13 protein-coding genes are annotated in these 14177 nt (G+C 61.1%); 10 read left to right on the top strand and 3 right to left on the bottom strand.

Features of this window, described 5'->3' with window-relative positions:
• Positions 1-144: 144 nt before the first annotated feature.
• Both PPUTUW4_RS25470 and PPUTUW4_RS25465 read right to left on the bottom strand, forming a co-directional pair.
• A complete protein-coding gene (locus PPUTUW4_RS25470; RefSeq protein ID WP_015097128.1) occupies positions 145-357 on the bottom strand; it encodes a hypothetical protein in 213 nt (70 codons plus the stop codon).
• 186 nt (positions 358-543) lie between these two features.
• Positions 544-1584 (bottom strand): low specificity L-threonine aldolase, encoded by a 1041-nt coding sequence (locus PPUTUW4_RS25465; protein WP_015097127.1) that lies wholly within the window; start codon positions 1582-1584, stop codon positions 544-546.
• 144 nt (positions 1585-1728) lie between these two features.
• On the opposite strand from PPUTUW4_RS25465, the gene PPUTUW4_RS25460 reads away from it, so the two are divergent.
• The 9 genes from PPUTUW4_RS25460 to PPUTUW4_RS25420 all read left to right on the top strand — a co-directional run bounded on the left by PPUTUW4_RS25460 (position 1729) and on the right by PPUTUW4_RS25420 (position 12616).
• Positions 1729-2457 carry a TraX family protein gene (locus tag PPUTUW4_RS25460; RefSeq protein ID WP_041475086.1) on the top strand — a complete coding sequence of 243 codons (729 nt, stop codon included), beginning with the start codon at positions 1729-1731 and terminating at the stop codon, positions 2455-2457.
• A gap of 283 nt (positions 2458-2740) precedes the next feature.
• Complete coding sequence (gene glyA, locus PPUTUW4_RS25455; protein ID WP_015097125.1) at positions 2741-3994, top strand: serine hydroxymethyltransferase; 1254 nt, start codon at positions 2741-2743, stop codon at positions 3992-3994.
• A 23-nt stretch (positions 3995-4017) separates the two neighbouring features.
• On the top strand, positions 4018-5268 hold the full coding sequence (locus PPUTUW4_RS25450) for a sarcosine oxidase subunit beta (protein ID WP_007980419.1): 1251 nt from the start codon (positions 4018-4020) through the stop codon (positions 5266-5268).
• 15 nt (positions 5269-5283) lie between these two features.
• Positions 5284-5613, top strand: coding sequence for a sarcosine oxidase subunit delta (locus PPUTUW4_RS25445; RefSeq protein WP_007980417.1), 330 nt, complete (start codon positions 5284-5286; stop codon positions 5611-5613).
• A complete protein-coding gene (locus PPUTUW4_RS25440; protein WP_015097124.1) occupies positions 5610-8627 on the top strand; it encodes a sarcosine oxidase subunit alpha in 3018 nt (1005 codons plus the stop codon). Before PPUTUW4_RS25445 ends, PPUTUW4_RS25440 begins: the two co-directional genes overlap by 4 nt.
• Positions 8628-8774: 147 nt before the next feature.
• Positions 8775-9407 (top strand): sarcosine oxidase subunit gamma family protein, encoded by a 633-nt coding sequence (soxG, locus tag PPUTUW4_RS25435; RefSeq protein ID WP_015097123.1) that lies wholly within the window; start codon positions 8775-8777, stop codon positions 9405-9407.
• A 150-nt stretch (positions 9408-9557) separates the two neighbouring features.
• Complete coding sequence (gene purU / locus PPUTUW4_RS25430) at positions 9558-10415, top strand: formyltetrahydrofolate deformylase (RefSeq protein WP_015097122.1); 858 nt, start codon at positions 9558-9560, stop codon at positions 10413-10415.
• Between the two features lie 220 nt (positions 10416-10635).
• Positions 10636-11835: a formaldehyde dehydrogenase, glutathione-independent gene (fdhA, locus tag PPUTUW4_RS25425; RefSeq protein ID WP_015097121.1), complete on the top strand. Its 1200-nt coding sequence runs from the start codon at positions 10636-10638 to the stop codon at positions 11833-11835.
• A gap of 220 nt (positions 11836-12055) precedes the next feature.
• A complete protein-coding gene (locus PPUTUW4_RS25420) occupies positions 12056-12616 on the top strand; it encodes a DUF2780 domain-containing protein (protein ID WP_015097120.1) in 561 nt (186 codons plus the stop codon).
• Position 12617: 1 nt separating this feature from the next.
• Here the strand turns inward: PPUTUW4_RS25420 and PPUTUW4_RS25415 are convergent, their stop codons facing one another.
• On the bottom strand, positions 12618-13505 hold the full coding sequence (locus tag PPUTUW4_RS25415; protein WP_015097119.1) for an acyltransferase: 888 nt from the start codon (positions 13503-13505) through the stop codon (positions 12618-12620).
• 164 nt (positions 13506-13669) lie between these two features.
• Between PPUTUW4_RS25415 and PPUTUW4_RS25410 the strand changes: the two genes are divergently transcribed.
• Positions 13670-14176: an ATP-dependent zinc protease gene (locus tag PPUTUW4_RS25410; protein WP_015097118.1), complete on the top strand. Its 507-nt coding sequence runs from the start codon at positions 13670-13672 to the stop codon at positions 14174-14176.
• The last annotated feature ends 1 nt before the right edge of the window (position 14177 follow it).

Here is a 14177-nt window from a genome sequence, read left to right as displayed (position 1 = left end):
ACCAAGTCTTTCAAGAGCTGCCGTGAGAAAGGTGAGATGAAAAAGTCCTGTATGACAAAGGAGCATCTACCTTCGCCATACAGGATTCGGCTGTGAATCAGTTAGCCATCAACTCACAAAATGGATTGCTGGAGTCATGAATTATTAATCAGCTTTATACAGCTTGATTTCGTATGAGTTGTCCATCTGCTGCACGTACTGCTTAAGGGCGATTGTAAACGTGGATCCGTGCTGTGAAATGATGTCGCCGACTTGCGCAATTTTTTGAACTTCGTCCCAGCTCACGTTAGTGACAGTAGCTTTCGGGTCGATGATCAGGACTTGGTTCAGGACTTGGTTCAGGGCTTGATTGCTCATTTGAGTTACTCTGCGCTAGAACATGGGTTGCGTCGAAAATTCGACACGCGATTGTTCCCGAAAGACTGTGTGAACTCCCTTCAGGTGCTCACATGCTAAGTCGGCGATGCAGAGACGGTGAGCTGTCAGATATGACAGTTCGGATGAACGGCGCGGCCGAGATGTGCAGCGCCGTTGAAAGCGACCTCAGGCGCTCATCACCTCGCGGATGTCCCGAGCCAGTTCCCGCACACGCTCTTCTTCGGTATCCCACGAGCACATGAAGCGTGCGCCGCCGTTGCCGATGAAGGTGTAGAAGCGCCAGCCCCTGGCGGCCAGGGCGGCAATGGCCGGCTCCGACAGTTGCAGGAACACGCCGTTGGCCTGTACCGGGAACATCAGTTCCACGCCAGGAATGTCGCTGACCAGTTCGGCCAGCAGTTGTGCGCAGTGGTTGGCGTGGTTGGCGTATTTGAGCCAGGCGTCGTTTTCCAGGATGCCGACCCAGGGTGCCGACAGGAAGCGCATCTTTGAAGCAAGCTGCCCGGCCTGTTTGCAGCGGTAATCGAAGTCTTCGGCGAGTTTGTGGTTGAAGAACAGAATCGCCTCGCCCACTGCCATGCCGTTCTTGGTGCCGCCGAAGCACAGCACGTCGACGCCGGCCTTCCAGGTCAGGTCGGCCGGGGTGCAGCCGAGGAACGCGCAGGCATTGGAGAAGCGTGCGCCGTCCATGTGCAGGTTCAGACCCAGTTCCTTGCAGGTGGCGCTGATGGCGCGGATTTCGTCCGGGGTGTAGACGCTGCCGACTTCGGTGGCCTGGGTCAGGGTCACCACACGTGGTTTCGGGTAGTGGATGTCCTGGCGCTTGAGCGCGACCTCGCGGATCGATTCCGGGGTCAGCTTGCCGTTTTCAGTGCGGGCGATCAGCAGCTTGGAGCCGTTGGAGAAAAATTCCGGGGCGCCGCATTCGTCGGTTTCGACGTGAGCGGTTTCCGAGCAGATCACGCTGTGGTAACTCTGGCACAGCGAGGACAGCGCGAGCGAGTTGGCGGCGGTGCCGTTGAAGGCGAAAAACACTTCACAGTCGGTTTCAAACAGTTTGCGGAAATCGTCGGAGGCGCGGGCGGTCCATTCGTCGTCGCCGTAGGCGCGCTGGTGGCCGTGGTTGGCCTGTTCCATGGCCGCCCAGGCTTCAGGGCAGATACCGGAATAGTTGTCGCTGGCGAATTGTTGGCTCTTGTCGGTCATGGCCTGCTTCCGTGGTCGAGATGCCTATGGTGAAGCGTCCCGTGGTCAATGAGGGTGCGCACTGTACCCAAGATCGTCAGGTGCAGCGCACAGGATGTCGCTGTTTGGAACATACACAGTCGAAGGGCAATTATGCACATGACGATGCACAAGGCCATGCACTTAAAGCAGCGAGATGGGGCACTGGATCTGCTCAAGTGGCTGGCGCTTTTGAGCATGCTGCTCGATCACCTGAGATATGTCGGCTATTCCGCCGATTGGCTGTATGTGCCGGGGCGCCTGGCGTTTCCGTGGTTCTGCCTGGCTATGGCGGCCAATCTGGCGCGCGAGCGGACTACGACGACCGGTGGCCAGTGGCGCTATCTGGGTTGGTTGTTGCTGTTTAGCGCGGTGAGTGAAGTTCCCTACCGGATGTTCATTCCCCATCCCGACACCTTGAACGTGCTGCCCACCCTTGCCCTGGGCTGGCTGGTGGTTCGTGGCTGGCAGCAGCCGGTGCTTGCATCGCGACTGCTGGCAGCTGGCGCCGTCCTGCTGGCGGCGTTTTTCTCCCAGCGACTGATGTTCGGTTTTTTTGGCGTCCTGTTGCCGTTTGTCTTGCTGCTGGTACTGCGCCGACCCTGGTATTTCGGGCTGTTGGCGGGGCTGGCCTGTCTGGCGGCCAACCAATGGCAGGTGCTGTATTACTCCGTTCGATTGGGCAATCCGGTGGCGATGGCGGCAGTCGCCACTTGTCTGATCGCGCCATGGCTTGGGCTGTTCTTATTGCGACATGTAAAAGGCGTAAAAGCACCGCCGATGCGGCGTTGGGCGTATGTGCTCTATCCCCTGCATTTCCTGGTGTTGCTCGCAGTGCGACAGGCCATCGCCTGACCTGTGGGAGCGAGCTTGCTCGCGATGGCGGCGGGTCAGCCGACATCAATGTTGAATGTGATGCCGCTATCGCGAGCAAGCTCGCTCCCACAGGGGATCTGCGCTGGATCGACGGTCGTGTTTGGCCTGCCATTTCTTCCCATGTCGTAAACGCACCTTTGCGTGGCGCCCGTAGGCATTTGACGACTCCAAGCCAGTCATACCATCGCTACCAAAGGGCACTGCCGAAAAGCCAGTGCCTCACCGAGACGAATGGCGCACTGCCGCCGCTGGGAGAGACGCGATGTTCAGCAAGCAAGACCAGATCCAGGGTTACGACGATGCACTGCTGGCGGCGATGAATGCCGAGGAGCAACGTCAGGAAGATCACATCGAGCTGATCGCGTCGGAGAACTACACCAGCAAGCGCGTGATGCAGGCCCAGGGCAGCGGCCTGACCAACAAGTACGCCGAAGGTTACCCGGGCAAGCGCTACTACGGTGGCTGCGAGCACGTAGACAAGGTCGAGGCCCTGGCCATCGAGCGCGCCAAGCAACTGTTCGGCGCCGATTACGCCAACGTCCAGCCGCACTCCGGTTCCTCGGCCAACAGCGCCGTGTACCTGGCGCTGCTGCAAGCCGGCGACACCATCCTCGGCATGAGCCTGGCCCACGGCGGTCACCTGACCCACGGCGCCAAAGTGTCGTCCTCGGGCAAGCTGTACAACGCCGTGCAGTACGGCATCGACACCAAGACCGGTCTGATCGACTACGACGAAGTCGAGCGCCTGGCCGTCGAGTGCAAGCCGAAGATGATCGTTGCCGGTTTCTCGGCCTACTCCAAGACCCTCGACTTCCCGCGCTTCCGCCAGATCGCTGACAAGGTCGGTGCGCTGCTGTTCGTCGACATGGCCCACGTTGCCGGTCTGGTTGCTGCCGGTCTGTACCCGAATCCGCTGCCTTATGCCGACGTGGTCACCACCACCACCCACAAGACCCTGCGCGGTCCGCGTGGCGGCCTGATCCTGGCCAAGTCCAACGAAGAAATCGAGAAGAAGCTCAACGCGGCAGTTTTCCCGGGTGCCCAGGGCGGCCCGCTGATGCACGTGATCGCCGGTAAGGCGGTTTGCTTCAAGGAAGCGCTGGAACCTGGCTTCAAGGCTTACCAGCAACAAGTGATCGACAACGCCCAGGCCATGGCCGGCGTGTTTATCAAACGCGGCTACGATGTAGTGTCCGGCGGTACCGACAACCACCTGTTCCTGGTCAGCCTGATCCGTCAGGGCCTGACCGGCAAGGACGCGGATGCCGCCCTCGGTCGCGCCCATATCACTGTGAACAAGAATGCTGTGCCGAACGATCCACAGTCGCCGTTCGTGACCTCCGGCCTGCGTATCGGCACCCCGGCGGTGACCACGCGCGGCTTCAAGGTGGCCCAGTGCGTCACGCTGGCCGGCTGGATCTGCGACATCCTCGACAACCTCGGCGATGCCGATGTCGAAGCCAATGTCGCCGAGCAAGTGGCAGCCTTGTGCGCGGACTTCCCGGTTTATCGCTGAGTGCGGTTTTGGAGTAAATGACTATGCAACGCTACTCGGGCTTCGGCCTCTTCAAACACTCTCTCAGCCACCATGAAAACTGGCAGCGCATGTGGCGCACGCCGACCCCGAAAAAGGTCTACGACGTGGTCATCGTCGGCGGTGGCGGGCATGGCCTGGCCACGGCTTACTACCTGGCCAAGGAGCACGGCATCACCAACGTGGCCGTGGTCGAGAAAGGCTGGCTGGGCGGCGGTAACACCGCGCGCAACACCACCATCGTGCGCTCCAACTACCTGTGGGACGAGTCAGCCCACCTGTACGAACACGCGATGAAACTGTGGGAAGGCCTGTCCCAGGACCTGAACTACAACGTGATGTTCTCCCAGCGCGGTGTCTACAACCTGTGCCACACCCTGCAGGACATCCGTGATTCCGAGCGTCGGGTCAGCGCCAACCGCCTCAATGGCGTGGACGGCGAACTGCTCGATGCCAAGCAAGTGGCTGACGAGATCCCGTACCTCGACTGCTCCAAGAACACCCGCTACCCGGTGATGGGCGCAACCGTCCAGCGTCGTGGTGGCGTGGCCCGTCACGATGCCGTGGCCTGGGGCTTTGCCCGGGCCGCCGACGCCCTTGGCGTGGACTTGATCCAGCAGACCGAAGTGATCGGTTTCCGCAAGGAAAACGGCGTGTGCATCGGCGTGGAAACCAACAAAGGCTTCATCGGCGCCAAGCGCGTCGGCGTGGTGACTGCCGGTAACTCCGGGCACATGGCCAAGCTCGCCGGTTTCCGCCTGCCGATCGAATCCCACCCGCTGCAAGCGCTGGTGTCCGAGCCGATCAAGCCGATTATCGACAGCGTGATCATGTCCAACGCCGTGCACGGCTACATCAGCCAGTCCGACAAGGGCGACCTGGTGATCGGCGCCGGTATCGACGGCTACAACGGCTACGGCCAGCGTGGTTCGTACCCGGTGATCGAGCACACCATCCAGGCCATCGTCGAGATGTTCCCGGTGCTGTCGCGCGTGCGCATGAACCGTCAGTGGGGTGGCATCGTCGACACCACGCCGGATGCCTGCCCGATCATTTCGAAAACCCCGGTACCGAACATGTTCTTCAACTGCGGTTGGGGCACCGGTGGCTTTAAGGCCACACCTGGCTCGGGCAACGTGTTTGCCGCAAGCCTGGCCAAAGGCGAAATGCACCCGTTGGCCGCACCGTTCTCCATCGACCGTTTCCACAACGGTGCGCTGATTGACGAACACGGCGCTGCTGCCGTCGCCCACTAACAGGAGAAATTTCCTATGTTGCATATCTTCTGTCCTCACTGCGGCGAACTGCGCTCCGAAGAGGAATTCCATGCATCCGGCCAGGCGCACATCCCGCGCCCACTGGACCCGAACAGCTGCACCGACGAGGAGTGGGGCGACTACATGTTCTTCCGCGACAACCCGCGTGGTCTGCACCACGAGTTGTGGGATCACGTCGCCGGTTGCCGTCAGTACTTCAACGTCACCCGCGACACCGTGACCTACGAGATTCTCGAAACCTACAAGATCGGCACCAAGCCACAATTCACCGACAAGACCGATAGCCCGAAAGCGGCCAGCACGGCTCTGGGAGAGAAGGTATGAGCCAGATCAATCGCCTGTCCAATGGCGGACGGATCGACCGCAACAAAGTCTTGAGCTTCACCTTCAACGGCCAGAACTACAAAGGCTTCGAAGGCGACTCCCTGGCCGCTGCACTGCTGGCCAACGGCGTCGACATCATCGGTCGCAGCTTCAAGTATTCCCGTCCGCGCGGCATCTTCGCCGCCGGTGCCGAAGAGCCGAACGCGGTGCTGCAGATCGGCGCCACCGAAGCCACGCAGATCCCGAACGTGCGCGCCACGCAACAGGCGCTGTATCAAGGCCTGGTCGCCACCAGCACCAATGGCTGGCCGAGCGTGAACAACGACATGATGGGGATTCTCGGCAAGGTCGGCGGCAAGCTGATGCCGCCGGGTTTCTACTACAAAACCTTCATGTACCCGCAATCGTTCTGGATGACTTACGAGAAGTACATCCGCAAGGCTGCCGGCCTGGGCCGCTCGCCGACCGAGAACGATCCGGACACCTACGACTACATGAACCAGCACTGTGACGTGCTGATCGTCGGTGCTGGCCCTGCCGGCCTGGCGGCTGCACTGGCGGCTGCGCGCAGCGGCGCCCGTGTAATTCTGGCTGACGAACAGGAAGAGTTCGGCGGCAGCCTGCTCGACTCCCGCGAAAGCCTCGACGGCAAACCGGCGATGGAGTGGGTCGCCAGCGTCATCGACGAACTGAAGAACACTCCGGACGTGCTGCTGTTGCCGCGCGCCACCGTCAATGGCTATCACGACCACAACTTCCTGACCATTCACGAGCGCCTGACCGATCACCTCGGCGACCGCGCACCGATTGGCCAGGTGCGTCAGCGTATTCACCGGGTTCGTGCCAAGCGTGTGGTGCTGGCGACCGGCGCTCACGAGCGTCCACTGGTCTACGGCAACAACGACGTGCCGGGCAACATGCTCGCCGGCGCCATCTCGACCTACGTGCGTCGTTACGGTGTGGCACCGGGCAAGAAACTGGTGCTGTCGACCAACAACGACCACGCCTACCGCGTTGCCCTGGATTGGCTCGACGCCAGCCTGCAAGTGGTGGCCATCGCCGATGCCCGCAGCAACCCGCGTGGTGCGCTGGTGGAAGAGGCGCGTGCCAAAGGCATCCGCATTCTCACCGGCAGCGCCGTGATCGAGGCCCGTGGCAGCAAGCGCGTGACCGCTGCCCGTGTGGCCGCCATCGACGTCAAAGCCCATGCCGTGACCAGTCCTGGCGAATGGCTTGAATGCGACGTGGTGGCCAGTTCCGGTGGTTACAGCCCGGTGGTTCACCTGGCTTCGCACCTGGGTGGCAAGCCGATCTGGCGCGAAGACATCCTCGGTTTCGTACCGGGTGAAGCACCGCAGAAGCGTGTTTGCGTCGGTGGCATCAACGGTGTCTACGGCCTTGGCGATTCTCTGGCTGACGGTTTTGAAGGTGGCGCCCGCGCCGCTGCCGAAGCCGGGTTCCAGACGATTGAAGGTGTGTTGCCAAAAGCCCTGAGCCGTCTCGAAGAACCGACCCTGGCGCTGTTCCAGGTGCCCCATGAAAAGAACACCGCACGTGCGCCGAAGCAATTCGTCGACCTGCAAAACGACGTCACCGCCGCCGCCATCGAACTGGCGACCCGCGAAGGCTTCGAGTCGGTCGAGCACGTCAAGCGCTACACCGCACTGGGCTTCGGCACCGATCAGGGCAAGCTCGGCAACGTCAACGGCCTGGCCATCGCCGCCCGTTCGCTGAACGTGACCATCCCGCAGATGGGCACCACCATGTTCCGTCCGAACTACACGCCGGTGACTTTCGGCGCCGTGGCCGGTCGTCACTGTGGGCACATCTTCGAGCCGGTGCGTTACACCGCGCTGCATCAATGGCACCTGAAAAACGGCGCCGAGTTCGAAGACGTCGGCCAGTGGAAACGTCCTTGGTACTTCCCGAAATCCGGTGAAGACCTGCACGCCGCGGTCAAGCGCGAATGCAAAGCCGTGCGCGACAGCGTCGGCCTGCTCGATGCTTCGACCCTGGGCAAGATCGATATCCAGGGCCCGGATGCGCGCGAGTTCCTCAACCGCGTCTACACCAACGCCTGGACCAAGCTCGATGTGGGCAAGGCGCGCTACGGCCTGATGTGCAAAGAAGACGGCATGGTGTTCGACGACGGCGTGACGGCTTGCCTGGCCGACAACCACTTCGTCATGACCACCACCACCGGCGGCGCGGCTCGTGTGCTGCAGTGGCTGGAGCTGTACCACCAGACCGAATGGCCGGACATGAAGGTGTACTTCACCTCCGTGACCGACCACTGGGCAACCATGACCCTGTCCGGGCCGAACAGCCGCAAGCTGCTCAGCGAAGTCACCGACATCGACCTGAGCAGCGAAGCCTTCCCGTTCATGACCTGGAAAGAAGGCCTGGTCGGCGGTGTGCCGGCGCGGGTGTTCCGGATTTCGTTTACCGGTGAACTGTCGTACGAAGTCAACGTGCAAGCCGACTATGCGATGGGTGTGCTGGAAAAAATCGTCGATGCTGGCAAGAAGTACAACCTGACCCCGTACGGCACCGAAACCATGCACGTGCTGCGGGCCGAGAAGGGTTTCATCATCGTCGGCCAGGACACTGACAGCTCGATGACCCCGGACGACCTGAACATGGGCTGGTGTGTCGGTCGCACCAAACCGTTCTCGTGGATCGGCTGGCGTGGCATGAACCGTGAAGACTGTGTGCGTGATCAGCGCAAACAGCTGGTTGGCCTGAAGCCGATCGATCCGACCAAATGGCTGCCGGAAGGTGCGCAACTGGTGTTCAACACCAAGCAAGCCATCCCGATGACCATGGTGGGTCACGTGACTTCCAGTTACCTGCACAACTCCCTGGGCTATTCGTTTGCCATGGGCGTGGTCAAGGGCGGGTTGCAGCGGATGGGCGAGCGAGTGTTCGCACCGCTGGCCGATGGCAGCGTGATCGAGGCGGAAATCGTTTCTTCGGTGTTCTTCGATCCGAAGGGTGAACGCCAGAACGTTTAAGGCTCGGGTCCTGTGGGGTGCTGGCTGCCGCTTTCGCGAGCAGGCTCGCTCCCACAGGAGATCGCGTACCCCTTGTGGGAGCGAGCCTGCTCGCGAAAGCGGCAGAACAGTCTCCACAGGGCTAACAGAATTCAGGAAAGGTGCTTTATGACCGCAGCCAATGTTTACCAACAACGCCCAACCACCGGGGCCAAGGCCGAGTCGTCGTTGCATCATGCCGACCTCGCCAGCCTGGTGGGCAAGGGGCGCAAGAACGCCGGCGTGACCGTGCGTGAGAAAAAACTCCTCGGTCATCTGACGATTCGTGGCGACGGCCACGATGCCGCGTTCGCCGCCGGTGTGCACAAGGCCCTTGGCATCGAGTTGCCGGGTGCGTTGACCGTCATCGTCAAAGGCGAGACCAGCCTGCAGTGGATGGGGCCGGATGAATGGCTGCTGATCGTGCCGACCGGTGAAGAGTTTGCCGCCGAACAGAAACTGCGCGAAGCACTGGGCGATCTGCACATTGCAATCGTCAACGTCAGCGGCGGCCAGCAACTCCTCGAACTGAGCGGGCCGAACGTGCGCCAGGTGCTGATGAAGTCCACCAGCTACGACGTGCACCCGAACAACTTCCCGGTGGGCAAAGCGGTCGGCACGGTGTTCGCCAAGTCGCAACTGATGATTCGTCACACCGCCGAAGACACCTGGGAACTGCTGATTCGTCGCAGCTTCTCGGATTACTGGTGGCTGTGGTTGCAGGATGCTTCTGCCGAGTATGGCCTCAGCGTGCAGGCCTGATCACCACCGTCACTGTAGGAGCGAGCCTGCTCGCGATGGACTTCAAGGCAACGCGTTGAATCAGAAAGTACGCGTCATCGTTGACCTCCATCGCGAGCAGGGCTCGCTCCTACAGTAGGCATTCACCGATTTCACAGGAGTCACCGCCCCATGAGCCGCGCCCCAGACACATGGATTCTGACCGCCGACTGCCCAAGCGTCCTCGGCACCGTGGACGCGGTGACCCGCTTTCTGTTCGAGCAGGGCTGCTACGTCACCGAACACCACTCCTTTGATGACCGGCTCTCGGGCCGTTTTTTCATTCGAGTGGAATTCCGTCAACCCGACGGCTTTGATGAGCAATCATTCCGCGCGGGGCTCGCCGAGCGCGGTGAAGCCTTCGGCATGATCTTCGAACTGACTGAACCGAACTACCGGCCGAAAGTGGTGATCATGGTCTCCAAGGCCGATCACTGCCTCAACGATTTGCTTTATCGCCAGCGCATTGGCCAATTGTCGATGGATGTGGCCGCGGTGGTCTCCAATCATCCGGATCTCAAGCCACTGGCTGACTGGCACCAGATTCCGTACTACCACTTCCCGCTGGACCCGAACGACAAGCCGTCGCAAGAGCGTCAGGTGTGGCAGGTGATCGAAGAGTCCGGTGCCGAGCTGGTGATCCTTGCGCGCTACATGCAAGTGCTGTCGCCAGAGTTGTGCCGCAAGCTCGATGGCAAGGCGATCAACATCCACCACTCCCTGCTGCCGGGTTTCAAGGGCGCCAAGCCCTATCACCAGGCCTACAACAAGGGGGTGAAACTGGTGGGCGCCACGGCGCATTACATCAACAACGACCTTGATGAAGGCCCGATCATTGCCCAGGGCGTCGAGGCAGTGGACCACAGCCATTACCCGGAAGACTTGATCGCCAAGGGGCGGGATATTGAAGGGCTGACGCTGGCGCGGGCGGTTGGATATCACATCGAAAGAAGAGTGTTTTTGAACGCCAACAGAACGGTCGTTCTCTAGATTTTTGGGGCCGCTTCGCAGCCCATCGCGAGCAAGCTCGCTCCCACAGGTCTTGTGTTGTTCACAGATCTTGTGTCCACCCCCGATCCACTGTGGGAGCGAGCTTGCTCGCGATGGGGTCCTGACAAGCAACACAAGACACACAGGCAATAACCCGAGCACTTAACGCGCTGCCTGCCTGGGCGACGCGGTTCCATAAAAACAACAGCGAGGTGAAAGCATGTCTGGCAATCGTGGTGTGGTGTATCTCGGCGCTGGCAAGGTCGAAGTACAGAAGATTGACTATCCGAAAATGCAGGACCCGCGCGGTCGCAAGATCGAGCACGGGGTCATTCTCAAAGTGGTTTCCACCAACATCTGTGGTTCCGACCAGCACATGGTGCGCGGGCGTACCACGGCGCAAACCGGCCTTGTGTTGGGCCATGAAATCACCGGCGAAGTGGTCGAGAAGGGCAGCGACGTCGAGAACCTGAAAATCGGCGACCTGGTGTCCGTACCGTTCAACGTGGCTTGCGGGCGCTGCCGTTCCTGCAAGGAAATGCACACTGGCGTGTGCCTGAGCGTCAACCCGGCCCGCCCGGGCGGTGCTTACGGTTATGTCGACATGGGTGACTGGACCGGCGGCCAGGCTGAGTACGCCATGGTGCCGTACGCCGACTTCAACCTGCTGAAACTGCCGGATCGCGACCGGGCAATGGAAAAAATCCGCGACCTGACCTGCCTCTCCGACATCCTGCCGACCGGCTATCACGGTGCCGTGACTGCCGGCGTTGGCCCAGGCAGCACTGTGTATATCGCTGGTGCCGGTCCGGTCGGTCTGGCGGCGGCGGCTTCGGCTCGCCTGTTGGGCGCGGCGGTGGTGATCATCGGTGACGTCAACACCGTTCGCCTGGCTCATGCCAAGGCCCAGGGCTTCGAGATCGCCGACCTGTCCCTGGACACGCCGCTGCACGAACAGATCGCTGCGCTGCTGGGCGAGCCGGAAGTTGACTGCGCCATCGACGCCGTCGGCTTCGAAGCCCGTGGCCATGGCCATGACGGCGTGAAACACGAAGCGCCGGCCACCGTCCTCAACTCGTTGATGGGCGTGGTGCGTGTGGCCGGCAAGATCGGCATTCCCGGCCTCTACGTGACCGAAGACCCGGGTGCTGTCGACGCTGCCGCGAAAATGGGCAGCCTGAGCATCCGCTTCGGGCTGGGCTGGGCCAAGTCCCACAGCTTCCACACCGGTCAGACCCCGGTCATGAAGTACAATCGCGCGCTCATGCAAGCGATCATGTGGGACCGTATCAACATCGCCGAAGTGGTGGGCGTTCAGGTGATCAGCCTGGATCAGGCTCCGCAGGGTTATGGCGAGTTTGATGCAGGTGTGCCGAAGAAGTTTGTGATCGATCCGCACAAGATGTTCAGCGCTGCTTAAGCGTTCTGGTAATACCAAAACGGCGACCTTCGGGTCGCCGTTTTGTTTGGGCTGTTACTCAGAACTGGTGATTCACGCCAGGATCAAAAGATCGCAGCCTTCGGCAGCTCCTACAGAGTCGCGACAAGCTCGCAGGGCCGGGAACAATCCTTGAGGGCGTCAGTCCAATGCACAGTTTTTCGCCGCCCATTGCCGGGCGGTGTTCATCGAGGATGTCTGAATGAAGATTTCACGCGGTTTTGCACTGGCATCACTCCTGACCCTGGCTGCCAGCCCGGCCTTTGCACAGTTCAACCTGAGTGATGCAGCCAATGTCATTGCCGGCATGAAGGGCGATGACGCGACCGCGACCGCCGCACCGACGCCGCAGACAGCCGATTTGCTGAGCACCCTCAGTGAATTGGACATCACCCCACAGCAAGCCATTGGCGGCGCCGGGGCGATGCTGGGCCTGGCGAAGAACCAGTTGAGTTCGACCGACTACTCGGAACTGGCCAAAAGCGTGCCGGGTATCGACATGCTCTCGGGCGGCGGTGAGTTGGGTGCGCTGGCCGGCCTGCTCGGCTCCAGCGGCAAAGCTGCAGGGCTGGATAATGCCCTGGGCAACGTCAAGGACAGCAACGACCTGAACAACGCCTTCAGCGCCCTGGGCATGGACAGCGGCATGATCGGCCTGTTCACCCCGGTGCTCTTGCAGTACCTCGGTCAGCAGGGCGTCGGCGGTACGCTGCTGAGCAGCCTGGGCAACATCTGGGGCGCCGGCACCGGTACCGGTAGCTGATTCAGTAGCGCTCGGCGCGCAAGGCGTCGATGCGCCGGTCCTTCTCGATCCAGAGCTGGTTGACCCAGTTCTGGATCTTCTCGCGAAACACCGGATCGTTTTCGTAATCGCCCTGCCACAGCGCCGGGTCGAGTTCGCGGGTCTTGATGTCGATGATGACCCTGGGCACATTGCCGCTGATCAGGTCCCAGAACCCCGGAATCTTCTGCTGCGGGTAAACCACCGTGACATCGAGAACGGCATCCAGCTGTTCGCCCATTGCCGCCAGCACGAATGCCACACCGCCAGCCTTGGGCTTGAGTAGGTGAGTGAACGGCGACTGCTGTTGAGCGCTTTTCGCTGCGGTGAAGCGCGTACCTTCCAGATAGTTGACCACCGTCACCGGCTGGCGCTTGAACAGCTCGCAGGCCTTTTTGGTGATCTCCAGGTCTTTGCCCGCCAGCTCCGGGTGTCTGGCCAGGAAAGCCTTGCTGTAGCGCTTCATGAACGGGTAATCCAGCGCCCACCACGCCAGGCCCAGGAAGGGCACCCAGATCAGCTCTTTCTTGAGGAAGAATTTGAAGAACGGCGTGCGCCGGTTCAGCGTCTGGATCAGCGCCGGGATGTCGACCCAGGATTGATGGTTGCTGATTACCAGATACGAGGTCTCGCGGCGCAGATCTTCACCGCCACGGATGTCCCATTGAGTGGGGATGCAGACGCGGAAAATCAGCTTGTCGATTTCCGACCAGGTTTCGGCGATCCACATCACGGTCCAGGATGCGTAGTCGCGAAAACGGCCGGGCAGGATCAGCTTGAGCAGGGCAAACACCAGCAATGGCCCGATCAGGACCAGGGTGTTGAGCAGAAGCAGCAGGGTCACGAAACAGCCGGTGAGCAGGCGGCGCATAAGTCACTCGTGGAAGCGGTTGGGCGCGCCATGATAAGCAGCTTCGGGCGACAGGCCAAATCGGGGGTGACGAATGTTTCACCTCCGGGTCGGTAACCTTGGGGGAACGATCAAGCGAACAACGGTCTAAAATCCGGCAGTTCACTCTTATGGAAGCCCATTACGTGAAATCCCTCCTTGCAGTGCTCTCCCTCATCGCTTTGCCGGTCATGGCCGCAGAGCCGACCCTGTACGGGCGTTACGAATACATCGCCCTGCCGGAAATCGGCGGGCAAGTCCTCAAGGCGAAAATGGACACCGGCGCCCTGACCGCATCGCTGTCGGCCAAGGACATCGAAACCTTCAAGCGTGACGGCGAAGACTGGGTGCGTTTCCGCCTGGCCACCAAGGATGCGGGCAACCAGGTCTACGAACACAAGGTCGCGCGCATCAGCAAGATCAAGACCCGCTCTGAAGAGGACGAGGAGGACAGCGAAGTCGTCGCGCCGAGCAAGCGTCCGGTGGTCGATCTGGAGCTGTGCCTGGGCAACGTCAAGCGCACCGTGGAGGTCAACCTCACGGACCGCAGCAGCTTCAACTACCCGTTGTTGATCGGCGCCAAGGCGTTGCGCGAGTTCGGTGCGGCGGTGAACCCGGCACGGCGGTTCACGGCGGACAAGCCCGATTGCTGAT

This window comes from Pseudomonas sp. UW4 (assembly GCF_000316175.1).
In the GTDB taxonomy this organism is placed as follows: Bacteria; Pseudomonadota; Gammaproteobacteria; order Pseudomonadales; family Pseudomonadaceae; genus Aquipseudomonas; species Aquipseudomonas laurylsulfatiphila.
This window is presented reverse-complemented; position numbering and strand designations above follow the sequence as displayed.